At 70.3% G+C, this 23385-nt stretch carries 17 protein-coding genes and 3 pseudogenes; 12 read left to right on the top strand and 8 right to left on the bottom strand.

Annotated features, from left to right (window positions below; translation table 11 throughout):
- Positions 1–2: 2 nt before the first annotated feature.
- The 3 genes from AB0A94_RS35585 to AB0A94_RS35595 form a co-directional block, all read right to left on the bottom strand.
- Positions 3–6257 (bottom strand): SDR family NAD(P)-dependent oxidoreductase, encoded by a 6255-nt coding sequence (locus tag AB0A94_RS35585; RefSeq protein ID WP_361750746.1) that lies wholly within the window; start codon positions 6255–6257, stop codon positions 3–5.
- A 23-nt stretch (positions 6258–6280) separates the two neighbouring features.
- Positions 6281–7906: a PfaD family polyunsaturated fatty acid/polyketide biosynthesis protein gene (locus AB0A94_RS35590; RefSeq protein WP_361750747.1), complete on the bottom strand. Its 1626-nt coding sequence runs from the start codon at positions 7904–7906 to the stop codon at positions 6281–6283.
- Positions 7907–8164: 258 nt separating this feature from the next.
- Complete coding sequence (locus AB0A94_RS35595; RefSeq protein ID WP_361750749.1) at positions 8165–9280, bottom strand: SDR family oxidoreductase; 1116 nt, start codon at positions 9278–9280, stop codon at positions 8165–8167.
- A 243-nt stretch (positions 9281–9523) separates the two neighbouring features.
- On the opposite strand from AB0A94_RS35595, the gene AB0A94_RS35600 reads away from it, so the two are divergent.
- Positions 9524–10417, top strand: coding sequence for a class I SAM-dependent methyltransferase (locus AB0A94_RS35600; RefSeq protein WP_361750751.1), 894 nt, complete (start codon positions 9524–9526; stop codon positions 10415–10417).
- A gap of 35 nt (positions 10418–10452) precedes the next feature.
- On the opposite strand, the gene AB0A94_RS35605 is transcribed toward AB0A94_RS35600, so the two are convergent.
- Complete coding sequence (locus AB0A94_RS35605; RefSeq protein ID WP_361750753.1) at positions 10453–10950, bottom strand: integrase; 498 nt, start codon at positions 10948–10950, stop codon at positions 10453–10455.
- A 294-nt stretch (positions 10951–11244) separates the two neighbouring features.
- Between AB0A94_RS35605 and AB0A94_RS35610 the strand changes: the two genes are divergently transcribed.
- Positions 11245–12330 (top strand): integrase core domain-containing protein, encoded by a 1086-nt coding sequence (locus tag AB0A94_RS35610; protein WP_361750755.1) that lies wholly within the window; start codon positions 11245–11247, stop codon positions 12328–12330.
- Between the two features lie 281 nt (positions 12331–12611).
- Here the strand turns inward: AB0A94_RS35610 and AB0A94_RS35615 are convergent, their stop codons facing one another.
- On the bottom strand, positions 12612–13505 hold the full coding sequence (locus AB0A94_RS35615) for a LysR family transcriptional regulator (RefSeq protein WP_361750757.1): 894 nt from the start codon (positions 13503–13505) through the stop codon (positions 12612–12614).
- A gap of 100 nt (positions 13506–13605) precedes the next feature.
- Between AB0A94_RS35615 and AB0A94_RS35620 the strand changes: the two genes are divergently transcribed.
- On the top strand, positions 13606–14694 hold the full coding sequence (locus AB0A94_RS35620) for an alcohol dehydrogenase catalytic domain-containing protein (RefSeq protein ID WP_361750759.1): 1089 nt from the start codon (positions 13606–13608) through the stop codon (positions 14692–14694).
- Positions 14695–15101: 407 nt separating this feature from the next.
- On the opposite strand, the pseudogene AB0A94_RS35625 reads toward AB0A94_RS35620, so the two are convergent.
- Together AB0A94_RS35625 and AB0A94_RS35630 are read right to left on the bottom strand one after the other, a co-directional pair.
- A pseudogene (locus AB0A94_RS35625) lies at positions 15102–15311 on the bottom strand (integrase core domain-containing protein); the annotation flags it as partial.
- A 16-nt stretch (positions 15312–15327) separates the two neighbouring features.
- The gene (locus AB0A94_RS35630) at positions 15328–16398 is read right to left on the bottom strand and encodes an IS110 family transposase (RefSeq protein ID WP_361750761.1); all 1071 of its coding nucleotides are present in this window, start codon (positions 16396–16398) and stop codon (positions 15328–15330) included.
- A gap of 428 nt (positions 16399–16826) precedes the next feature.
- On the opposite strand from AB0A94_RS35630, the pseudogene AB0A94_RS35635 reads away from it, so the two are divergent.
- The 7 genes and pseudogenes from AB0A94_RS35635 to AB0A94_RS35665 all read left to right on the top strand — a co-directional run.
- Positions 16827–16949 (top strand): annotated as a pseudogene (locus AB0A94_RS35635) (hypothetical protein); the annotation flags it as partial.
- A gap of 53 nt (positions 16950–17002) precedes the next feature.
- Complete coding sequence (locus tag AB0A94_RS35640; protein WP_361750763.1) at positions 17003–17170, top strand: hypothetical protein; 168 nt, start codon at positions 17003–17005, stop codon at positions 17168–17170.
- A 71-nt stretch (positions 17171–17241) separates the two neighbouring features.
- On the top strand, positions 17242–17697 hold the full coding sequence (locus tag AB0A94_RS35645) for a hypothetical protein (RefSeq protein ID WP_361750764.1): 456 nt from the start codon (positions 17242–17244) through the stop codon (positions 17695–17697).
- A gap of 1 nt (position 17698) precedes the next feature.
- Positions 17699–18355, top strand: coding sequence for a GTP cyclohydrolase I FolE (folE, locus tag AB0A94_RS35650; RefSeq protein ID WP_361750766.1), 657 nt, complete (start codon positions 17699–17701; stop codon positions 18353–18355).
- Between the two features lie 242 nt (positions 18356–18597).
- Entirely contained in the window at positions 18598–18885 is a 288-nt protein-coding gene (locus tag AB0A94_RS35655) for a hypothetical protein (RefSeq protein WP_361750768.1), read from the top strand.
- A 342-nt stretch (positions 18886–19227) separates the two neighbouring features.
- Positions 19228–19746 carry a hypothetical protein gene (locus AB0A94_RS35660; RefSeq protein WP_193460418.1) on the top strand — a complete coding sequence of 173 codons (519 nt, stop codon included), beginning with the start codon at positions 19228–19230 and terminating at the stop codon, positions 19744–19746.
- A 121-nt stretch (positions 19747–19867) separates the two neighbouring features.
- On the top strand, positions 19868–20998 hold the full coding sequence (locus tag AB0A94_RS35665) for a helix-turn-helix transcriptional regulator (RefSeq protein ID WP_361750770.1): 1131 nt from the start codon (positions 19868–19870) through the stop codon (positions 20996–20998).
- Between the two features lie 7 nt (positions 20999–21005).
- Here the strand turns inward: AB0A94_RS35665 and AB0A94_RS35670 are convergent.
- Positions 21006–21766, bottom strand: a pseudogene (locus AB0A94_RS35670) (transposase family protein).
- Between the two features lie 203 nt (positions 21767–21969).
- Between AB0A94_RS35670 and AB0A94_RS35675 the strand changes: the two are divergent.
- Positions 21970–22775, top strand: a protein-coding gene (locus AB0A94_RS35675) for an IS5 family transposase (protein ID WP_361750772.1) whose coding sequence is annotated in 2 segments (ribosomal slippage) — positions 21970–22320 and positions 22323–22775 — 804 coding nt in all. Because the reading frame shifts where the segments join, the coding sequence is not laid out codon by codon here.
- 146 nt (positions 22776–22921) lie between these two features.
- Entirely contained in the window at positions 22922–23209 is a 288-nt protein-coding gene (locus AB0A94_RS35680; RefSeq protein WP_230214991.1) for a hypothetical protein, read from the top strand.
- Positions 23210–23385: the final 176 nt, after the last annotated feature.

A 23385-nucleotide genomic window follows, 5' to 3' on the forward strand; every position in this document is an offset into this window, starting at 1 on the left:
CGTCAGCCCTCGGTCGGGTCGGGCCGGCGGATCAGCTCCACCCCGAGCAGCTCGGCCAGCACGGCGCCGTCCTCGGATAGGACGGCCGCGTCGCACTCGGCGGACATCCCGTCGGTCCGTCGTGCCGAGACGACGACGCGCGCGGCTCCCCAGTCGGTCCCCGCCCGGTGGATCCGGCACTCCCGGATCGACATCGGCAGCGCCGCCCCGACACCGGCCCGCAACGTCCAGCCGACGGCGAGTTGGAGGGCGCCGTCGAGCGCGGCGACGTCCACCGTCCAGGGCACGGCCAGCCAGGGCTCGACGTCCCCGGGGCGGAGCGCGGCCACACCCCCGTCGGCGCCGAGCCGGACCTGGTCCAGGACCTGGAACACCGGGCCGTGGAAGAGCGCCGGTCCGTCGTACGGTTCGGGGACCTCTTCGAGGCCTTCCGGCGTCCGCCAGCGGTGCGGGTCCGGCGGCGGGCCGTCGGCGACCACCGTGCCGGCGTACTTGGCCCCCACGGCGCCCAGTTCGACGGTGAGACCGCCGCGCCGTGCGGACCCGTCCGTCCTCGTCCGGCCGCGCAGCACGAGCCTCTCGCCCGGTTCCTGCAGTTCGATCCTGCGCAGTACCCGCAGGTCGTGGAGGACCAACGGGCCGGTGTCCGGCCGCCAGGACCGGGCCAGCCCGGTGAACCAGTGCACCAGGACGGCGACCGGAACCACCGGTGCCCCGTCGATCCGGTGGTCGTCCAGCAGCGCGTACTGCGGCCAGGCGAGGGTCAGTTCGGCGACCGGTCCCTGCCCGGCAAGGACGTCGGGAGCCAGGTCCCCGGCGGCGCGCAGCACCCGGGTGGGCCCGCCGGGGTCGGCGAGTTCGGCGACGAACGCGCGCGCTCCGGCAGCCGGTTCGATCAGCTCGACCCCGGCGGCGCGGAACCGTTCCGCGATCGTCCGGGTGACCATGCCGCCGTCCCAAGGACCCCAGGCCACAGAGCGTGTCAGGCAACCGGGATGGGCGGCGGCGTACGCGGAGAGCAGGTGGTCGACGGCGGTGTTGGCCATCGCGTAGTCGGCCTGCCCCGGGCTGCCGAACACTCCGGAGGCCGAGGTGAACGCCACGAGCAGGGAGAGCGGGTCGTCGGCGGTGGCGGCCAGCAGGGCGCGCAGCCCGTCCACCTTGGTGGAGTACACCAGGGCGAACTGTTCGTCGGTCTTGGCACCGATCAACCGGTCGGCGATCACCCCGGCGCCGTGCACCACCCCGGTGATCGGGCCCCAGTCCCGGCGTACCTCGGCCAGGGCGTCGCGCAGGACCACCTCGTCCCGGGTGTCCACGGACAGGTAGCGCGTCGGCGAGCCCGCATCCTCCAGGGCCCGCAGGGTCTGCCGGACCTCACGTACGGCCAGCACGCGCCGCGCCTCGGCGGCGAGTTCGGCTGGTGGGGCCTGGCGGGGGCCGGTGGCGAGCAGCCGGATCAGGCCCGCCTCGTCGGTGGCCCCGGCCAGCCCCGCGGGCTCCTCGGCCAGTGCGGTACGGCCGAGGAGCACCAGTCTGGGCCGGTGGGCGGCCGCGAGTTCGCGGATCGCCGACGCGGTGACGCCGCGTGCGCCGCCGGTGACCACGATCACCGAGTCGGCATCGGCCCGGGGTTCGACGGGGCCGGGTGCGACGGGGCACGCCAGCGGAACCGTCCGGCTTCCGTCGGCGGGGAGACCGACCGTGATCGACGGCCCGCCCGCGGTGAGCTCGGCGGCGATCGCGGCAGCGACCTGCTTGTCACTGCGCCCGGTGCGTGCGCAGTCGATGGCCTTCACCGTGGCCAGGGGCCACTCCCGGGCGGCGGTCCTGGCCAGTGCGTCCAGACCACCATGGACCGGCCGGCCGCCGTTTCCGCTCAGCCCGAAGTCGCCCCCGGTGTCCTGCACGGTGACCAGGAGGCCGCCGGCCGAGCTGAGCCGGTCGGCCAGCCCCCGGACCGCCGCGAAGGCGGCCGGCGGGTCGTCGCCCTTGTCCAGCAGGATCACCGACCGTGCCTCGGCCGGAAGACCGGTGACGAGCCGGGCCGGCACACCGTGGGCCGCGAGTTCCTCGACCAGCAAATGACCCACCCGGGTGGAGTCGTCGAGCACGAGGAGCTCCCGGTCGCGCAGACCGGCCAGGGCCAGCCCGGCCGGCGCCAGCGGCAGGGCGCGTACCGCCAGGCGGACCGGCTCCGGACGGTTGGTGGCGGTGGGGACTTCGGCGGCGGGGGCATCGGTGGCTTCCGGACCGGCGGCGGGCTCGGAGTCCACGTCCTCGGGGGATCCGGGGGCGGAGGTCCCGGGAGGCTTCGGGGACACCGGCGACGGACCGGCGGACGCCTGGTCGCCGGCCTCATCGATCTGTCCCGCCAGCTGGGCGACCTTGACCGAGATCTCCCGCAGCGTGCGCAAGGACGCCAGCTCGGACAGGTCGGCTGCGGGCAGTTCACCCACACGTTGGCGGACCCGGGAGAGCACTTCGACCTTCTTGATGGAGTCGATGCCCAGGTCGGCCTCGAGTTCCATGTCGAGGTTGATGATGTCCGCCGGGTAGCCGGTGCGCTCGGCGACCACCTCCAGCAGCAGCGCGCCGATCGACTCGGCGTCCAGCGGCAGCCCGTCCAGCGGCAGCCCGTCCGGCCGCAACGCGTCCGGTTGCGGCCCGAGCAGCATCAGCCCGGGCGCCGGGGCCTCCACGGGCGACGGCACGACGGTGGCCTGCGGGGGTGGCGCCGGCACAGCCGATGTCGCCTCATCCCTGTCGCCGCCCGAACCGGAACGGAAGGGCTGGCCAGAGCCGGGGACCGTACCTGACGGCACGGGGGCGTGGACCGGTTGACCGGAGGGCACGACCTGCGCGCCGGTGGCACCCACCGCGACCTCTGCGACGGGCCATGGCTGCGGGTCGTCCACGCCGACGGCGGGGAGACGGACACCGGCGGCGCCGAGCAGGGCTTCCATCGAGGCATGCGCCGTCCGCAGGTAGAGCTGGTGGTTCTCAGCGGTCACCCGTTGGTACGTGGCATGCGCCTCCGCGCTCTGCCGCTGGGCCTCGGCCAGGAGCCGCAACCATTCCGTCGGCGGAGCGGGGTGGGCCGAGCCGGTGGACCGGACGCTCGGGGTGGCCACGGGAGCCGGCGTGCCCGGCCGGATGTCTCCGGGCCTGTCCGTGGCCACCTGGCCGGGGATCAGCGGTGCCTGCGTGCCGGGCCCGGCCGGCTCGGCGAGATCCGGGACCGGTTTCGGGGACGGGCCGGCCGAGGACACCGGCGCCGACCAGGCCACCGGCTGGACCGACAATTGCGCCGCCGGCATCGGGCCCGGGGCGGGCCGCGCGGTGCCGGGGCCCGGGACCGGTGGTGTCGCCTCCGACACCGCCGCGGGCGGCACCACCGACCCCGGCCGCCCCGGCGCCCCGTCGGGCGACGCCACCGGTCCCGGAGCTGCGGGAGTGGCACGTCCGCCACGATGGTCATCGCGGTGGTTGCCGCCGTTGATCAGGACCGTCATCCGTGGCTTCTCCTCACGAGCCGGCTCGGGCACGGGCTTGTGCCCCTCCCACAGCGCGGACAGGTCCATGGCGACCCCGCGCACCGCGGCCCGCCCCAGCCCGTCGTAGAACGCGGCCAACCCGTGGCTTCCGCGCCGGTCGAGGCTGATCGCCGCGTGCTCACGGTCACCGAGTACCTCACCGGTCAGCCCGGTCAGGGTGGTGCCGGGCCCGACCTCGACGAAGGTGCGCACCCCGTCCTCGTACATCGCCTCCACCATGTCGCCGAACCGCGCCGGCGCGGCCAGTTGGGCGGCGATGCCGCGCCGCACCGCCGCCGGTTCGCGCCGGTACGGGGCCGCATCGGCTCCCGCGTACACCGTCCGTGCCGGCCGGTGGACCGTGAGGTCGGCAAGGAAACGGGTGAACGGCTCGGTGGCGTCGGCGACCAGGGGACTGTGGAACGCGGCGGCGGCGTTCAGCCGGCGGGTGACCACGCCGGTCGCGGCGCACCGGGCCTCCACGGCGGTCAATGCCTGGTCCGTGCCGGCCAGGACGACCTGCCGGGGCGCGTTGTGGTGGGCGACCCACACCCCGTCCACCTGCTCCGTCAGCTCCTCGATGCGCTCCAGCGGCGCGTTCACCGCGAGCATCCCCCCGGCGGTGGTGGCCGCGTCCCGCATCAGCTCCCCCCGCCGCCGGGCCAGCCGGACCAGGGTGGGGGCGTCGAAGGAGCCCGCCGCGTGCAGGGCGACCAGTTCACCGAAGCTGTGCCCTGCCACGCAGTCAGGCGTCAGCTTCAGATCCGACAGCACGGCCAGCAGGGCCAGGCTGTGCGCGGCCAGCGCCGGCTGAGCGACCTCGGTGGCGGTCAGTGCCGCCTCCAGCGAGGCACGGTCCTCCTCGCTGAACACGGGGGGCGGGAACACCTCCCGGTGCACCGGGAGGACTGCCGCGACCGCGTCCCAGGCATCCCGGGCCGCCCTGTGGTGAACGGCGAGTTCGGCGCCCATGCCCACGTACTGCGCGCCCTGGCCGGGGAAGAGGAAAGCGACCCGGCCGGGGGCGGGATCACCGGTGGCGAAGTGCGCCCGGGGCGCAGAGAACGGCACCCCGGCCTCCACCCGGACCGCCAGCGCGTCCAGCCGCCCCGCCAGATCGGTGGCGTCGTCGGCCACCACGGCCAGCCTCGCCCGGTGTTCGGTCCTGAACGCCGCCTGACACTCCCGCGCGATCGCCGCCAACGGCCGGTCGGGCCGGGGCCGGCGGATCAGTTCGGCCAGTGCGCCGGGGGAGGGCGCGCTGAACAGGACGAGTTCGCCGGGGGCCGCCGGGAGGTGCCAGGCTCGTCGGCCGCCCCTGGCGGGAACGTATTCCTCCAGCGTGACGTGGAAGTTGGTGCCTCCGAAACCGAAGCTCGACACGCCGGCGCGGCGCGGCCGACCGTCGCCGCTGATCCAGGGCCGGGTGGCGGTGTTCAGATAGAAGGGGGAATCGGTGAACTCAAGTTCGGGGTTGGGCCGCCCCACCTTGATGGTCGGAGGCAACACCCGGTGGTGCAGGGCGAGTACGGCCTTCAGCATTCCGACGGCGCCGGCGGAGGACTTGGTGTGCCCGAACTGGGACTTGGCCGAGCCCAAGGCGCACCACTGCCGGTCAGGGCGTCCTTCAGCCTGGAACACCTCCCTCAGCGCGGCGAACTCGGCGGCGTCACCGGCCTTGGTGCCGGTGCCGTGCGCCTCGACGAGTTCCACGCTCTCCGGGCCGTACCCGGCCACGTCGTACGCCCGGCGCAGCGCCCGTTCCTGGCCGGCGGCCAGCGGCGCGTAGATGGCCTTGCTCCGGCCGTCCGACGCTGCGCCGAGGCCCCGGATCACCGCGTAGATCCGGTCCCCGTCGCGTTCGGCGTCGGCCAGCCGCTTCAGCGCGAACATGACCACGGCCTCGCCGAGCATGGTGCCGTCGGCGTCGGCCGCGAACGGCCGGCAGTCCTCCGTCGGAGAGAGCGCCGGAGTCTTCGAGAAGCACACGTACATGGTGATGTCGTTCAACACGTCCACGCCGCCGCAGATCACCAGGTCGCAGCTGTCGAGGGCGAGCTCACCCAGTCCGGTGGAGAGCGCGGCCAGCGACGAGGCACACGCGGCGTCGGTCACGTGGTTGACGCCGTGCAGGTCGTACCGGTTGGCGATCCTGCCGGACACCACGTTGCCGAGCAGACCGGGGAAGGTCGCCTCGGTCCAGGCCGGGAAGTTGGCACTGATCCGGTCGCAGATCTCGTCGGCCGCGGCCGGGTCGAGACCGGAGGCGAGGAGTTCCCTTCTCCACACCGGCCGGGAGAGCCGCGCTGACACCTCGAACCCCATGGCCAGGCCGCTTGTGCCCAGCACCACCCCGACCCGTTCCCGCTGTTGTGCGGTCATCTGCCCGAGGCCGCAGTCGGCCAGCAGGTCACCCGCGGCCATCATGGCCAGCAGCTGGGCGGTGTCGGTGGCCGCAAGGTCGCTCGGCGGGATTCCGTACGCCAACGGATCGAACTCGAAGTCGGGCAGGAACGCGCCCCTCCGCACGTAGGTCTTGTCCGGAGCGAACGGGTCAGGGTCGTAGTGGTCGGCCGGTGACCAACGCTCCACCGGTACGTCGGTCATGAGATCCCGGCCGGCGAGGACGTTCCGCCAGAACCCCGCCACGTCTCGGGAGCCTGGGGTGAACGCGGCGAGACCGACCACCGCGACGGGAACCTGGGCACGTTCTGCTCTCATCTGCGCGGACACTCCTGCAGGGGTCAGGCGAGTTTGCGGGGACGGAACGTCAGGGCGGAGTCCGGTATGGAAAGCCCGAAGGTACGCAGCTGGTGCGCGCGAGTGATCACGGCGGCGCCCTCCAGCAGATTCAAGGCGATCTGCGTGACGGTGCGCCGGGACGGATCGGCAAGCAGGCTGCCCCGGGCCCAGTTGTTGAACGCGCCGAGCGAGGGACCGGCCCACAACTGGTAGTCGGTGCGGCGCTCCGGCCGGCCCTCGATCGCCCATCGGCTGGCGTTGCCCACGTACCACCGGAATACCAGGGCCATCCGGTGCTTGGGGTCGCGTTCGGCTCTGGCCAGCTGTCCGGGGTCGCGCCGTAGCCAGAACCGTTCGGTGTCCGCCCAGATCGCGTCCAGGTCCGCGCCGAACACTTCGTTCTCCAGTCTGTGCCGCGTGTCGGCGGGGATCTCCGCCAGGGACCGGTGACGTCGGTAGACGTCGTACAGTCGCTTGGCGCGCGCCGCGAACAGGGTGCCCCTCGTCAACACCTGGACCTGAATGCCCTGCTCGAACATGTCCGCGGCCGGGGCCATGGCCACGTCGGTGACGCCGGCTCCGGCCAGCAGCTCCCGCGCGTCCGCGGACACCCCGGACTCTGCTGCCAGTTGATTGACCGATCCGGTCATCACGTAGGCCGCGCCGAGTGCGAAGGCACCGGCCACCGCGCCGGGGGTGCCCAGACCACCCGCGGCACCGACCCGGATCGGGCGGAGGAAGCCGTACCTGGTCACCAGGGTGTCCCGGAGCGCCAGCAGCTCGGGCAGGATCACGGACAGCGGACGGCTGTCGGTGTGACCGCCGCTGTCGGCCTCGACGGTCACGTCCTCGGCGACCGGGACCAGGCGGGCCAGCCGGCCCTGCTCGGCGGTGAGAGCCCCGTCCCGGACCAGCGCGTCCAACAGCGCCTCCGGTGCGGGCGACATGAACTTCTCGGCCACCTCACGACGGGACACCTTGGCGAACAGACAGGTGTCCCTGACCACCCGGCCGTCGGCGTCCCGCCGCAGTCCGGCCGCCGCGCAGCGGACGACGGCGGGCGTCAGGTCCATGAACGCGGAGGCCGAGATCCGGCGTACACGGTGACGCAGCAGGAGGTCGGCGACCTGCGACTCCAGTCGGGGCTCGCCGGGTGAGTGGATCAGGTTGACGCCCCAGTTGGGCGCGTCGCCCAACGCCGCGGTCAGCTCCGTCACCGCCTGTTCCACCCGGTCGGGGGCGAGTCCGGCGGCGCCGAAGAAGCCCATGAGCCGGGCTCCGGCCAGCTCCGTCACCATCTGGGTGGTGGCGATCCCGTTGGCCATCTCCCCGGCCACGTAGGGAAACCGTGTTCCGTGTGCCTCGGCGAAGCCTCGGTCGCCAAGCCACTCCGGGTACACCGGTGGGGCCAGCCCGACGAGCGGGTGGCCCCCGCCGGGCCCGAGCGTCCCGCCCACGGCCAACCCGTACCCGGATCCGCCGCCTACCACGTACAAAGGCTCACGGATCCGGGCCGCGCAGGCGGAGATCCCGGCCGGGTCGAACGCGGCCGGCTCCGAGTCGGGCCGCCAGCAGACCTGGGGCACGCCGGCGGTGCGTCCGGGCGCCTCGGACAGAGTGGTGTTCACCGGTCGGCTCCTCTCGGACGCGGCGTCGGTGTGGGCGTAGGTCCTCCGGCCGGCCCGTACCCGTTCCCGGTTGGGCCGACTGCCCTGTGGCGACCGTCCGCGGCGGCACGACAGACAGCGGGCGGGCTCGCCAAGTCCCACACCTCCCGGGTGGCCGCACTGCCGGGCACGGAGGAACACGCCCGGGGACGCGACACGGGGACGGCCGGGGAACGGCCCCAGGAGTCGACCCGCCGTCTCGAAGCGGGCCACAGCAGTTCAGCGACGCGGTGCCAGGTCAACCGGGGCAGCCTCCGTTCGGGGTGGGAGCCCGGACAGCAGGTACTCCAGGCTGATGTGTTCCGGGACGCCCGCCGGTCCGAGTCTGGCCCTCACCCGGGAGTCGTCGTACCGACGGTGGTGCCGCAGATAGCAGAACACCCCCCTGACCAGTGAAAGGACCGACTCGTACGGCGAGGGGTCGGGGAGCTCCGGCACGACTGCGATACGGACCCCGGAGAGTTGCTCCAGCAGTCTGCCGAACACGACGACCGGTGTCTCCTGGCCGTGTACGACGTGGTAGGTCTCCACCTCGTCGGGGGGAGGCAGGTCGGCGAGCCGGGCCATCACGGCGGCGGCGGATTCCACCGGCATCAGGTTGAGTTGTCCGTCCGGCCGCCCCAGGATCCGGAAGCGGTTGGTCCGGGGGAGGAGCACGTCCGGTGTCCGGCCGGGGCCGAGCTGGCTCCGTGCGATGCCGGACAGGTTCCGCGTGATGTTCAGCAACGGGTGTTCCGGGAGATCCGGGTGGGGCGGCAGACCGGTGGTCAGGACGCTTGGCCGGAAGATCACCACCGGCCGGCCGGTGGCCCTCGCCCACGCGTGCACCACCTGTTCCGCCTCGAACTTGGACCGTTCGTAGGTGCCTTCGAAGCCGTAGGCATCGGTCAGTTCGTCCTCGTACACCACCCCGGTCCGACGCGCACCGGCCACGAACGCCGTGGAGACGTGGAACACCACGGGGGTACGGCGTCCGGCCCCGGCCAGGTCGAGGACGTACCGGGTGCCTTCCACGTTCACCTCGCGCAGCGTGGCCAGGTCACCGTCGAGTGTGGTGTTCCCGGCGCAGTGCCAGATCGCGTCCAGCGAGTCCGCCAGTTCCTGGTAGTCACTCTTCGGCAGGGCGAGGCCAGGTTCGGTGATCCGGGCGGACACCACCTGGACGCGGTCGGCGAGGCCGGTGAGGCCGGGGGCGAACCGGCCGAGGCCTCGGGTGATCCGCTCCCGTACGCGGTCGGGCTCCCCGCGCGCGAGCACTGTGACCGACGGGTGACGGCGCAACAGCTCGTGCAGAAGTCGAAGGCCAAGGAAACCCGTGGCACCGGTCAACGCCACCCGCACCGTACCCCCCGCTCTCGCCCCTGATGCTGGCCCACGTTCTCACGTGGAAAGCGGTGGGACGAGGCCACGGGAACGGCACCACTCGTTGTGCTGATATTCAGGCAGAACCGCTGGCACACTGCCGCCTTCGCAGGTAAGCACCTGTTCTGTACCGTGCGTGGGCGCGGTCCGGCACGCCTGCTTGCCCCTGCGTTCCTGGGTACTGCGAGCCGCCTGGAACACACAGGAAGGAACTCAATGGGCCAGGACCGCCTTGCAGCGTCCTACGGCGATGCCAATCCACTGTTCCGGTTGTGCCGGCACCTGGGCTGGGGCGCGCTGGTCAACCTCGGTTACCACACCCTTCCGACCCTCCCCGGGATCGTCGGTGGGCTGGCTTGGTTTCAACGACGGCTCGAGACCAGGAGCCTGGCACTCCTGCAAGCCAGTCCGGGACACCGGGTGCTGGACGCCTGCTGCGGACGCGGCCACACCACCGCCCGGCTGGCTGCCGCGGGCTGTGACGCCGTAGGGGTCGACATCACCGCCGACCAGATCGCACAGGCTCGCGCCCGGTACGGCGACGCCGTCCGCGCCACCTTCGCCGTGGCCGATGTCACCGCCCTGCCGCAGGCAGAGGGCATCCGTGCCACGAACGGCTCGTTCGACCGGGTGCTCTGCCTGGAGGCGGCCTTCCACCTCTCTCCTGCCGACCGCCGCGCTCTGTTGGCCGAAGCCTTCCGGGTACTGCGCCCCGGCGGAAGGTTCGTCCTGGTCGACTTCGTCTGGAACACGGACGATCCGTCGATGATCCAGCAGCTCGATCCACTGGGCCTCGTACGCGAGGCGTGGCAGTTCGACGAGTTCGAGCCCCTGAGGCGTTACCTGAGGCACGCGGAGGAGACGGGGTTCGTCATACGGCGCACCGTCGACTGGACCCGTCCGGTGATCGAAGGCTTCTCCCGTCTCGGCGCTCTCCTGACACGCATGGCGACGAACCAGGCCGGCCGGGAACTGCTGTGCCTGCGCTGGCCCGACTTGCGCGAGTTCAGCGAACAGGACTGGCGGCACACCCTCGCCAGTGTCGACGCCCACTGCTCCGTAGGACGCTGCACGGGCTACGTCGCCCTGGTGCTCGACAAACCAGCCTGATCATCTGCGCCTGCCGAAAAGCTCATCCGCCCAGTTCAGGCGGCATGTCGATACTCGTGGAGGATGCCGCCGAGTCGTTGGGGGCGTCGTATGTCGAGGTGGATGATCTGCTCCGGATCGCTGATCGGCCTCGGCAAGGGGCGTGGCGGGCGGGCGTTGGCGATGCCTTGACGGGACCGGTGGGAGTGGTAGAAGTCTTCGAGCTCGCGTAGTGCGTGGAGCAGGTGTCGCTGGTTCCGGATCAGGGTGCGGTCCAGCAGCTCGCGCCGGCAGGTCTGCACCCACCGTTCCATGATCGAGTTCATGCGCGGCATCCGTACTGCGCTGAGTACTGCCTCGATCCCTGCATCGTTGAGGACGGTGTCGAACAGGGCGGGAAAGTTCCCGTCCCGGTCCCGGATCAGGAACCTGACCCGGCAGCCGGCGTCTTCGAGGTCCCTGACGGGATTCTTCGCGACGTGCGTCACCCGGGATGCGGTGGGGTGCGCAGTGGCGCCGAGGATCCGGATCCGGCGGCCGGCATGCTCGATCACCGCGAACACCTACAGGCGCGCCCCAGACGGTGTGACCGTCTCCAGGAAGTCGCACGCCGGCAGGGCGTCGGCCCGGGAGCGCGGGAAGTTTGCCCACGTGCTGGAAGCGCGCTCCGGTGCCGGGGTCGATCCCACCCTCCTGGAGGATCTCCCGGACGGTGGAGGCGGCCACCTTGATCCCAGGAACGAGGAGTTCGCCGTGGATGCGGCGATACCCTGTGCCGTTCGGAAACTCATCGCTGTTGTTCGGAGTGGGTCTGGCGCGCCACTATGAGCTCCTGGAACCCTGTCTGGATGCTCGTCTCACTGGTGTATCACGTGGCGCGGAAGCTGCTGTCGGTCCCGGCGGTGCTGCTACGCCGACGTGCGGCAAAGGATGCTGAATTGCTGGTGTTGCGGCATGAGAACGCGGTGCTGCGCAGGCAGCTCAAGGGACCGGTGCGATATGCGCCGGCAGACCGGCTGTGGTTCGCGGCGTTGTCTGCGCTGATCCCGCGACGTCGGTGGGCGCGCGTTTTCCCGGTGACGCCTGCAACTGTGCTGGCGTGGCACCGCAGACTTATCGTGCGCAAGTGGGACTACAGCAAGCGTCGGAGCAGGCCGGGCAGGCCGCCGACCGCGAGCGCGGTGAAGGCGTTGGTGCTGCGGCTGGCCCGGGAGAATCCGCGGTGGGGATGCCGTCGGATCCAAGGTGAACTCGTTCGTCTGGGGCATTCGATCGGCGCCACGACGGTCTGGAAGATCCTGACGGCGGCCGGAATCGATCCCGCCCCGCGCCGCGGCGGGCCGACATGGCGTGAGTTCCTGACCGCGCAGGCCAAGGGCATCATCGCCTGCGACTTCGTGCACATCGATCTCGTCGACCTGCGCCGGGTGTACGCGTTGGTCTTCCTCGAGCACGGCACGCGCCGCCTGCACATCGCCGGCGTGACCGCCCATCCCACCGGGCCCTGGACGGTGCAGCAGGCAAGAAACCTGGCCATCGAGTTGGGTGTGCGGGCCGACTCGCTGCGTTTCCTGCTCCGCGACCGGGACGCGAAGTACACGGAGTCCTTCGATGTAGTCTTCGCGGCCGACGACATCGAGGTCGTGAGGACCACGCCGCGAGCTCCTCGGATGAACGCGCACTGCGAACGGGTCATCGGCACCCTGCGGCGCGAGGTCCTCGACCACCTGCTGATATGCAGCGAGGCCCACGCCCGACAGGCCCTGGACGCCTACGCCCGGCACTACAACCGTCATCGCCCGCACCAGGCCCGGGGACAGCTTCCACCCCTCGCCCACAAGCACCCAGCGCCCCCGACCGACCTGGCCGCGCGCCGACTCCTCCGCACCCGAGTGCTCGGCGGCGTTATCAACGAGTACGGATACGCAGCCTGACCAGCAGCGACGCGTTTCTGAACGGCACAGGTTTCGAGCCGCTTCGCCTTGTGAGGACAGCGGTCCGGATTCCCCTCGACCTGTCCAGGTAACTGCTCAGGCGAAGCCGCGGACAGCGTGGAGCACCTGGAGTTCGCTGCAGCAGCTCGCCCCGGGCTGCGAGCCCGGACCAGCTCGCTCGCGTATCCGCAGGTTGGACCGTCATGCACGTGATGCCAAGCCGTGACGGCGGCGGAGCCGGGCGTCAGTACCGCGAAGAACAGGCCGGCGGTGACGGCGGTTCAGACGGTCGCAGCGATCGCTCGGGTGACGGCCGTGACCGCCGGAGTGGGGTGGCCGCCGAGGCGTGCCACGAGCACACGACGGATCTCGGGGGGTGCGCCGTCGACGCGCAGCAGGCTTACCCCCGGCGGCAGTACCGGTGAGAGGGGGAAGGGCACTGTGGTCACGCCGAAGCCGCCGGCGACCAGCTGGAGTTTGGTCAGCCAGTCGCGCGCGGAGTGGATGATGCGCGGCCGTCCGGGCAGGCCGGGCCAGACGCCGAGCAGCGGCTCACCGCCTGATGACGGGGTGGCGATCCAAGCGGCGTCGACCAGCTCGTCGACGTGCACCGTGGTGCGCCCGGCGAACTTTCCGGTCGAAGGCACCGCCACGACCAGTTCGGTGTCCGCGACGGCCTCGAGGTGCAGACGCGGCGAGTCGCCGTCGAAGGGCCGGTGGGGTGGGCGGGATGTCAGCACGGCGAGGTCGAGCGAGCCCGCGCGCAGCGCCCGGATCAGGATGGGCGTGGTGCCCTCGCGGGTGGTGACCGTGATCTGCGGGTCGGCCGCCGCTAGGTGTGCGAGTGCGGCGGGCAGGATCGCCGAACCCGCGCTCAGGACTGCCCCGAGCCGTACAGGTTCGGTCCGTGGGACGGTCCCGGTGAGCTCACGCTCGGCCGCCGCGAGCGAGGCGAGGACTGTGTGGGCGTGCCGCAGCAGGGTCAAGCCGGCGGGAGTGAGCCGTACCCCGTCCGGGCGGCGTTCGAACAGGGTGGTACTGACGCTGCGTTCGAGGGCGGCGGCCTGGCGGGAGACGGCCGACTGCGTGTATCCGAGCCGGGCAGCTGCCGCGGTGAAGCTGCCGGACTCGGCGATCTGCCGCAGGACCCGCAGTCCCGCGCTGGAGATGTCCATGCGGGATACGCATACCACAGATGCCGAATCTTCGCTTCCTGCATGCTCGTCCCGCTCCTAGTGTCGATCTCAAGAGCACGGACAACACGGAGGTCATCACGTGCGAGCAGCAGTTCTGACGCGGTTCGGCGCCCCACTCGCGGTGCGGGAGGTACCGGACCCCGAGGCCGGGGGCGGTGAGGTGGTGGTCGAGGTCCTCGCCGCCAACGTGGCGCCCTACGCGGCCGAAGTCTTCAGCGGCAAACGGAACTACCCTCTTGTCCCCCCTGTCGTACCCGGTGTCGGCGCGGTGGGGCGGATCCTCCACGTCGGCCCGGACGCCACCCGGCTGCAGGCCGGCGACCTGGTGTGGTGCGACTCGACGGTGCGCTCGCGGGACGATGCCCTGACGCCCGACATCACGCTCCAGGGCTGGAGTTCACGTGGCGAGGGCGGTGCGCGGCTCGCCGAGTACCTGCACGACGGCGCGTTCGCCGAGCTCATGCGGGCCCCGACAGAGAACGTCTTCCCGCTGCCCGCCGAGGCCGGGGAGGACCCGGCCCGATGGGCCGCGCTCACCGTGCACACCATCTCCTACGGCGGGCTGCTGGCAGGCGGGCTCGCGGCCGGCGAGACGCTGCTCGTCAGCGGGGCCACCGGCAACCTCGGCAGCAGCGCGGTCGCGGTCGCGTTCGCGATGGGCGCGGGCCGCGTGGTCGCTCCCGGCCGCAACAAGGCCGCGCTCGACCTGCTCGCCGACCGGTTCGGTCCGCGTCTGCGCCCGGTCCCGCTGACCGGGGACGAGGCCACCGACCGCGCGGCGATGACCGCGGCGGCCGACGGCCCGATCGACATGGTGATCGACCTGCTCCCGCCGAGCGCACCCAGCTCGGCCTCGCGTGCGGCGGCCATGACCGTGCGCGAGTACGGCCGCGTCGTCCTCATGGGCGGCGTCGGCATGCTCGGCGGCGACGACCTCGCACTCCCGTACCCATGGATCATGCGCAACTCGATCACCGTGCGCGGGCAGTGGATGTACCCGCGCCCAGCCAATGTCGGCATCATCCGGCTCCTCGCCTCGGGCACTCTGGATCTCACCCCCGAACGGGTCCGGCCGTTCGGCCTCGATGCCGTCAATGACGCCATCACGTACGCCGCCGCGCACGGTGGCCCGTTCGACCGCACCAGCCTCACCCCGTCAGCTGGCTGACACGGCCCACTGATCCACACCATTCGCACGACCCGCCACCCTCACGGGCACAGGCAGCCGTACTGCTGCTGTCTGACGTGCGCGATGCCGCGGGACGGTCACCGTGGTGGCGGCCGGGAACGCCTGGGCGCTGGCCCGGCTGCTGCCCGCGCGAGGGACCGACGGAAACAGGACCGGATGACGCCCGGAACAGGTGCCCCAGGCCACGACAGCGCCGAGGACGCCGCGGAGAGCAGAGCCATCACCGACGCCATGGTGCGCCTGCAGAATGAGATGATCTCTACTGAGTCTTTCGTTAGTTCTGTGGTGTTTGGGGCTTCGGCGGTGTGAGCATGAGGGTGTGTCTTCCAAGCCGCAGGATGCTGTTGCTGATGTTGAGGTTGATCCCCGGGAGTGGACACCGGGTTTCATGCGGCGAGTGACAGAGTATGTGATGCGATCAGATGCTGTTCGAACTCGACCGGTGTGAGGTAGCCGAGTGCGGAGTGCCGACGGCGTCGGTTGTAGTACGACATCCAGCGGAACAGTTCCAGGCGGGCCTGCGCCTTCGGCGTCCAGCGCCGTCCGTGTAGCAGCTCCCGCTTGAGGCCCTGGAAGAACGATTCGGCGAGGGCATTGACGCTCCTATAGTTGTCAACTCGCTGCGGAGGCCGCCCGCGGGGCGGGTTGGAGCAGGTGGTAGACCTCGCGGATGACGTAGCGCTTGAGGCATCGGATGATCTCCCGTTTCGTCTTGCCCTCGGCGGTGCGGCGGGCGACGTAGTCGATCGTGGGCTGGTGGAAACGCATCCGGACGATGACGGTTCGGTAGACCGCGGTGTTCAGCTGGCGGTGGCCGCCGTGGTTGATGCGATGCCTGCCGCCGGTCATGCCCGAGCCGGTGGGCACGGGAGCGATGCCCGCGAGCTTGGCGAGAGCGGCCTCGGACTTGATCCGTTCGGGGTTGTCGCCGGTCACGACGAGGATCTCCGCGGCCGTGTCCACGCCGATGCCGAACGGCTCGAGCAGCTGCGGGGCGACCCGCTGGACCAGGTTGCCGATCATCTTCGTCAGTTCCTTGGCCTCAGCGTCCAGGTACTGCCATCGCTTGGCGAGCGTCCGCAGGGTGTGGCGAAGTGCGTCCTCGGGTCCTTCCAGACGGCGAGGACGCAGAGCCGCGAGCTGCCGGGCCAGGCTGATCTGGGTCTTGCCGGCAGTCTCCCGGCGCAGGGCGTCCGGGGTGTGGACGAGTAGCGCCTTCATCGTGACCATCGCTGCCGCACGCTGTTCAACGGCCTGGTCATGGGCGATCTTGAGTTGGCGGATCATCTCGGCCTCGCCGTCGGCGGTCTTCGGCGTGGCGGTCGCGAACCCGGCCAGCACTGCGCGGGCAGCGTTCTCGGCGTCCAGGGTGTCGGACTTTCCGTTCATGCGCCGCAGCCGGCGGTCCGGGCGTCCGGCCTCGACCACCTTGTGGCCGGCCCTGCGCAGGAACGAGGTCAGCGTGGCGCCGTAGGATCCGGTGCCCTCGATCCCGAAGGCCAGAACCTTACCGAACAAGGTTGCCCAGTCCGCCAGTTGCTGGAAGCCGCCAGTGTCGGTAGGAACCGTCAAGGTGGCCAGGATCCCGCCGATCGTGTCCATCACTGCTGCGACGTGCACGTGCTTGTGCGTGTCGACGCCGATCACGACATGCCCGGACCTGGGCTGCTCGCTGTGGTGCACGGTTGGTCCTTCCGGTCGCTAACGTGGGTGTTCACGCTGTCGCCGGTCGGACGGACAGGACTGTCACGGGGACGCTTTGGTGAGTCGGCTCCAGGCTCCTATCAGGTCACGTCCGTCCGGCGGCAGCGCTTGCTGCGTGCCCGGCCGGACGGTCGACAGATCAACGCCAGGACACTCACGGGGTCAGTCATAAGCAAGAGTCAGACCGCCTCAGCCGGGACTACCCGATCCTTGCGGGATCCGGTGCGAGAAGACTGACAGTCATTACATGCGGCGCGGGCACCCGTTGGCGGGACAGCCGGCCCAAGACCGTCCCGCACCTGCCGAACCCCCGCTACACTCCCCACCGCCAGGCCGTTGACCAGGACAAATACAGAAGTCCGGCTGGAGTACTAAGCCAGGGCTCGGAGTGGCTGATCGCCGTCGGGGTGATCGGCGCCCTGCTGGCCGCCACGGTCGGCTTCCTCGACATGTTCGCGATCCCGACGAGAACCCCGGCCTTCCGTACCGCCCTGGTCCACATGACGCTGAACCTGCTGGTCACCGCCGCCTACGCCATCAACTTCCTATGGCGCTACAGCACGTACACCGACGGCGGGACAGCGTGGGCAGGCTCGTCCTCTCTGCGGTCAGCCTCGCTGTCCTGGGCGTCTCGGGGTTCCTCGGCGGCAAGCTCGCATACCGCTACGGCGTCCGCGTCGCCGACGAGAACACCCAAGCCGAGGGATACACACCCGGCACCCGCGCGCGAAACGCCAGCCTCAACGGCTGACCCGCGAACCCTTTACTCGGCGCCGGCGCGGTCCGGCCGCCCTGGACCTGACCTCACTCGGGAGTTTCCCCATGGATATCGCCGCACTGATCACTTGGGTGATCACCGCTCTTGGCGGGTTCTATATGCTCGGCACCTGGATCCAGCGCGACGGAATCCGCCAGCAGCAGTCCGGGACCAGCCGCCTGCCCGCACCCGTCCTCTTTGGCCACTTCGCCCTGGCCGCGATCGGACTCGTGGTGTGGATCATCTATGTCGTCGCCGACAAGAGCGCCTTGGCCTGGACTTCCTTCGGCCTGCTCCTGCCTGTCGCCCTGCTGGGATTCGTGATGCTGGCCCGCTGGATCTCCGTCCACCGCGACCGTGCCGCCGCCGGAGCACCGACCTCAGCAGCAGCCCCCGGAACCGACGCAGCCGTCCCCGCCGAACGTCACTTCCCCCTCAGCGTCGTCCTGGCCCACGGCCTGTTTGCCGTCGTCACCCTCGTCCTGGTCCTGCTCACCGCCCTCGGTGTCGGAGGCAGCTGAAATGACCGAGCACCCGCACCACGCCACCGTCCGAATAGACCTGCACGGTGACCAGGACACGACACCGGCACGACCTGCCCTGCGAGTAGTCCACGAACCCGCAGGGATCGACCTCGTCGCGGCGGAAGCCGCGGCCGGCCAGTTCCTCACGGCGCTCGGCATCCCCACCACCTCCGAGAGCCTGCGCGGCACACCAGGCCGGATGGCCCGCGCGTACGCCGAACTGTTCAGCCCCCGCCCCTTCGACCTGACCACCTTCCCCAACGACGAGGGCTATGACGAACTGGTCCTGGCCCGCCGCATCCCTGTCCGGTCAGTGTGCGAGCACCACCTGCTGCCGTTCACCGGCACCGCCCACGTCGGCTACCTGCCCGGCGCCCGCATCCTGGGCCTGTCCAAGCTCGCCCGCATCGTCGAACACTTCGCCTGCCGCCCCCAAGTCCAGGAACGCCTGACCAAGCAGATCGCCGACTGGCTGCAAAGCCACCTGGAACCCAAAGGCGTCGGCGTAGTCATCGAAGCCGAGCACGCCTGCATGAGCCTGCGCGGCGTCCAGGCCACCGGCTCCACCACGATGACCTCAACCCTGCTCGGCCTGCTCCGCTCTGACGCCCGGTCCCGCAGCGAGTTCCTCGCCCTGACCGGCGCCACCTCATGACCCCGGGGCCCGGGCCGGGAACCGGCCCGGGCGGTGTCGGCCGCCGTTTCACTGGGGGCATTGGGTTCGCCTTCGTCACCAGCCAGTGGGTAGGCCGTCAACACCAGCACGGTCACCTCCGACGAGGTCTCTTCACCTTCGACGGCCACCCCACACTCTGCAACCCCTTCAACCAGGCGGTTACGTCTGCGTCATGGCGAGCGCGAGTGATGACGGCGGTTCCCGGGTGTCACCCTGGTGCGATGCGACCTAGAATCGACGCCACCGAGAACGGCCTGCGGCAACTGCTCAATGAGTGGGATCCGATCGGCGTCGCCGACGAGGTGCAGGACGAGTACGACTGCATGCTCGCCCCTCTGCTCCAGCGCCTCCGTGGTGGCGCGGACCAGGTGGAGATTGGTGCGCTTCTGCGGCAAGAGCTGGAGGATCACTTCGGTCTCGACCCTCTGGGCCTGCGACCGGACCCGAGGGCAGCCCGCGTGATCGGCTGGTGGGCAACTGTCGGCAGGGCTGACGGCAGCTGCGTGTAGCCGCTCCTTCCGCGTCGCCTGATCGTTTGTCCGGATGAGTCGTTGACTGACGCGCAGTGGCGCGGATCGAGCCGTTGCTTCCGGATCGGACGCCGAGCCGGGGTGGTCGGTGGCGGGAGCACCGAGAGGTGATCGACGCCCTCGCCTGGAAGTTCCAGACTGGGCTCAGTGGGTGCAGCTGCCGGAGAAGTACGGCAGGCCGGGCGCGGGGGTGCCGGTGGTGCGACCCCCCAGATGTCTGGGATGGGATACGCCGACCGGCCGCGGCACTCTTTACCCGGTCGAGGGTGATGAGCCGCCTTCGGCGCGTTCGGTGACGACAACGAGGGGGAAGAGATGTCCATGCGAAGAAGGACCATGGGGATGCTGGCCGCGGCCGCAGTCGCCGGCCTGACGGTGGCGGGGGCTCCGGCTGCCGGTGCGGCCCCGTCTGCGGCGGGTGACGCGGTCACGGCCTCCGTGTGGCGGAACGTCGCTCTGACCGGCACCTACACGATCCGCGACGACGAGGGCATCTTCGCCGCCGGTACGTACTGCAACGGCAACGTCGCCTCCGAGGGCTGGGTGAACGAGGTCCGCACACCGTCGGTGTGGTGGGAGACCACGTGCGGGGGCGAGATCCGTGTGGAGAAGCATGTGTCCGCGGAGACGGACGCCGGCGGCGGAGTCATGATCTATGTGACCCTACGGTTCTACGAGGGCACGAACGACACCAACACCGACCTCGACGCCGAGTACAACTTCAACCGCTACGTTCCCGCGGGACAGACCTCGACGGTCAGCGAGATCACGCTCCGCAACGGGGAGAACGGCGGCAAGGACTGGGCGAAGCTCAACCTCGTCCTGCACAACAACCGCTGACCCGTACCGAGGCGTCGATCGCGCGCCCCGGATATCGACGGTTCCCGGGCACGGTAAGCGGAGGCACAACTACCTGCGCAAACCGGGCTCGGGAACCGTTGTGCACGCTTAGCCTCGGACCATGAGGCGTTATGGGGGAGCAAGGCGGGTCGGCGAGACCGGGGACGCGGCGGCGCGGGCGGCGCAGTCCGCGCGGAGCGTCGAGGAGTTCTTCGAGGCGGTGAAACGGGTTGTACGGCCTGCGCTGCGCTTCGACGTATGCGCCTGCTTGACCGTGGATCCGCAGACGTTGATGAACACCGGCGGTGACTACCGAGACGGCCTGCCGCCCGCCATGATGCCGCGCATGCTCGACATCGAGTACCGCGAGGGGGATGCCAACGATCTGTCCGATCTGGCGGCCAGACCGACGCCGGTGGGCCTGCTCAGCCGGGAGACGAGCGGGAACCTCACCCTCAGTCCCCGGTACCGCGACATCATGCGGCCCCTCGGCTTCCGCGACGAGCTGCGTGTGCTGCTGCGGGACCGTCACGGAGCATGGGGCGCCCTGGTCATGGGACGCGCGGACGACGCGCCCCCGTTCGGCTCCGCAGAGCTGGCTGCGGCGGCGTCGCTGGTCCAGCCGTTGGGAGACGCACTGCGCCACCTGCACCTGACGCGGCTGGCCGAAGCGAACGCCTCGGAGACGGCGCCGGGACTGGTGTTGCTGGACGGCGACCACCAAGTGGTCCATGCGACACCCACCGTGGCCATGTGGTTCAACGACCTGGCGCACGCCGACGGCGTGCCGTCCGGGGATCGCGGACTGCCTCCCGCCGTGTACGCGGTGGCAGCAGCGGTGCAGGCCGCAGGGGCCGCGGCCTCCTACACCTCGTGGATGCACAGCCGCAGGCACGGCCGGATACGGTTGCACGCCTGGCGCCTGGAGGAACCCACGGCGGCCCCGGCCCGCACCGCCGTCGTCGTCGAACGAGCCGGTCCCACTGAGCACATCGCACTGATCGTCGCGGCGTACGGACTGACTTCTCGTGAGAGGGACGTCATAGCACTGGTGTTGCGGGGGCGGTCCACAGCCGACATCAGCCGCAGTGCAGGCTTGTCACCGCACACGGTCCAGGACCACCTGAAGTCGGTGTTCGACAAAACGGGCGTCCGCAGCCGACGAGATCTGGTCGCCACGCTCTTCGCTCGTCACTATTTGCCGGACATGAGTCCGCCAGCGTCCGCACCACAACGCCGCCCCCGGGACTGAGGTGTTTTCATCCTGACGCGGCAGCGAGATGAAGGGCGAGGACAGCCTTGACGATCGCGGTGATGTGGTTGGTGCTGCAGCGCAGCTTGCGCAGGAGACGCCAGCCCTTGAGCGTGGCCATTGCCTGTTCGCCGACGCACCTGATCTTGGCGTGGGTGGTGTTGTGACGCCGTTGCCACCGCTTGAGGCGGCGCCCCTTGAACGGAACTCGGATGTTGCGGGCCGCGCCCTGCTACGCCTTATCTGCGTAAGCTTGAGGCCGACTTCGGCGAGGGCGTCGATGATGCCGTGCTCGCGGGCCGCCGTCAGGTCGTGTGTCGCGCCGGGTAGAGCGGGCGAGGCCCACAGCAGCCGGCCGAACGGATCGGTCAGCACCTGCACGTTCATGCCGTGGTGCCGCTTCTTGCCGGAGCAGTAGGGCCGGTCGGCGGCGATCCGGCCGATTGGCAGCACGGTGCCGTCCAGGATCACGTACGCCTTCGAACGGGCCGTCGCCATTGCCTCGTTGAGCATGGGCGCGAGCGCGGCCAGGACGTCGATCGCCTCGCGTATGTAGCGGTACACGGTGGCGATCCCGATACCGAACCCGGCCGCGAGCTGTGCGTAGGTGTCGCCGCACCGCAGGTGGGCCAGGGCGAGCAGGGCTTGACGACCGACCGTCAGCCGCCGCCACCGAGTGCCTATCTCCCGACGTCGTGCCGCCAGCTCCCGGCTCAGGTGACGCAGCTGCACGGTGGACAGGTCGATGGCCGACGGGTAGACAAGCAGACGGAGCTCCTGGAACGACGGTTGATTTTGGTCGACAACTCGTCCACCAGGAGCTTCGCCATTCCGCAGGCCCGTCCAACACCCAGTCGCCCTTGGGAGGTTGGAAGGGGCTCGCTGTCCGTTGATGAAGCTCTCCGCAAGAGGGGGCATACAAATGTCGTGGCCTTTAGACGTCGTCTCATTTGGGTTCGTAATTTTGAGGTATGACGATCGTGGAGCGGCTGGTCCCGGACGGGTTGTGGGAGTTGTTTCAGCGGGTGGTGCCGCCCGCTCCGACGCGTCCGCAGGGTGGTGGGCGGCGTCGTTATGGTGACCGTGAGGTGCTGGCGGCGATCGTCTTCGTGGCCATCTCCGGCTGCATGTGGCGGCAGTTGCCGTTGGTCTTCGGTCCGTCGGGGCCGACCGCGCACCGGTGTTTCATCGAGTGGAGTGCCGCCCGGGTCTGGGCGAAGCTGCACCGTCTGGTTCTGGACGAGCTGGGCGCGTGCGGGGAGCTGGACTGGTCGCGGTGCGCGATCGACTCGGTGAACATGCGGGCCGTGAAAGGGGGGGGGACCTGACGGGTCCGAATCCTGTGGACCGGGGCAAGAAGGGCTCGAAGATCCACTTGATCACCGAGCGGACCGGTCTGCCCCTCTTGATCGGGATCTCCGGCGCGAACCTCCATGACAGCCAGGCCCTCAAGCCTCTCGTCCGCGGCATTCCGCCGATCCGGTTCCGTCGCGGCCCGCGTCGGCGCAGGCCCGCCAAGCTGCACGGCGACAAGGGTTATGACTATGACGACCTGCGGCGATGGTTGCGCGAGCGAGGCATCCGGCACCGCATCGCCCGCAGGGGCATCGAGTCCTCCACCCGGCTGGGCCGGCACCGCTGGACCATCGAGCGGACGATGTCCTGGCTGGCCGGCTGCCGTCGCCTGCATCGCCGCTACGAACGCAAGGCCGAACACTTCCTGGCCTTCAGCGCCATCGCCTGCACTCTCATCTGCCACCGCAGACTCGCCAAATGAGACGACGTCTAAGGGGTGACCGCCGCCGGCACCAAGTGCGCCGCGAACAGCAGCAGAGGGAGGCAGCCCTGCTTGGGTGCGTATCGAGTCGTGATCAAACTGCCTACTTCGCCCCGCCTGTGCGACTCGCGTGAGAGCATCCGTCCATGAGTAGCGACCTGGAAGTGAGTGCTCTGGCGATCAACGTCATGATCCCGCAGGCGCTCCGCTGGACGGACACTCGACGTGGTGAAGAGTTCCAACTGACCACACTCAACATCCGGCTTCTCCCGGACGGTCACCTCGCCGCGAAAGCCTACGGCCGACCAGTCGGCGGTGGTCGGGGCGCATATGTCTCGTTCCCGGTCCCCGACGAACCAGAACTGGCGGCTCTGGTTGTCGACGCGGCCAGCCGCGCCGGGACGTTGTGGGCCGCCCACCGCGGTCTCGGCTGAGCCTGGTTCGGCTCGAGGGCAGACAGTGGCAGTTCCGGACTCCGCTCTCGCGACAGGGTCTGGTCCGGTAGGCCGTTCTGTATGACGTGAGTGCAACTGACGGACGCAGAGTGGGAGGTCATCGGGCCGTACCTGCCGGTCGGCGAGTACGGCCCGTACTCCGGGCGGCTGCGGCA

Source organism: Streptomyces sp. NPDC044984 (assembly GCF_040646935.1).
GTDB lineage: Bacteria > Actinomycetota > Actinomycetes > Streptomycetales > Streptomycetaceae > Streptomyces.

What these genes read in the sequence shown, in the direction of transcription:
- AB0A94_RS35600 (WP_361750751.1), top strand. Translation starts at nt 9,524, where the DNA reads ATGGGCCAGGACCGCCTTGCAGCGTCCTACGGCGATGCCAATCCACTG.
- AB0A94_RS35660 (WP_193460418.1), top strand. Translation starts at nt 19,228, where the DNA reads ATGCGAAGAAGGACCATGGGGATGCTGGCCGCGGCCGCAGTCGCCGGC.
- AB0A94_RS35585 (WP_361750746.1), bottom strand. Translation starts at nt 6,257, where the DNA reads ATGAGAGCAGAACGTGCCCAGGTTCCCGTCGCGGTGGTCGGTCTCGCC.
- AB0A94_RS35615 (WP_361750757.1), bottom strand. Translation starts at nt 13,505, where the DNA reads ATGGACATCTCCAGCGCGGGACTGCGGGTCCTGCGGCAGATCGCCGAG.
- AB0A94_RS35680 (WP_230214991.1), top strand. Translation starts at nt 22,922, where the DNA reads ATGAGTAGCGACCTGGAAGTGAGTGCTCTGGCGATCAACGTCATGATC.
- AB0A94_RS35645 (WP_361750764.1), top strand. Translation starts at nt 17,242, where the DNA reads ATGGATATCGCCGCACTGATCACTTGGGTGATCACCGCTCTTGGCGGG.
- AB0A94_RS35655 (WP_361750768.1), top strand. Translation starts at nt 18,598, where the DNA reads ATGCGACCTAGAATCGACGCCACCGAGAACGGCCTGCGGCAACTGCTC.
- AB0A94_RS35665 (WP_361750770.1), top strand. Translation starts at nt 19,868, where the DNA reads ATGAGGCGTTATGGGGGAGCAAGGCGGGTCGGCGAGACCGGGGACGCG.
- folE (WP_361750766.1), top strand. Translation starts at nt 17,699, where the DNA reads ATGACCGAGCACCCGCACCACGCCACCGTCCGAATAGACCTGCACGGT.
- AB0A94_RS35610 (WP_361750755.1), top strand. Translation starts at nt 11,245, where the DNA reads ATGCTCGTCTCACTGGTGTATCACGTGGCGCGGAAGCTGCTGTCGGTC.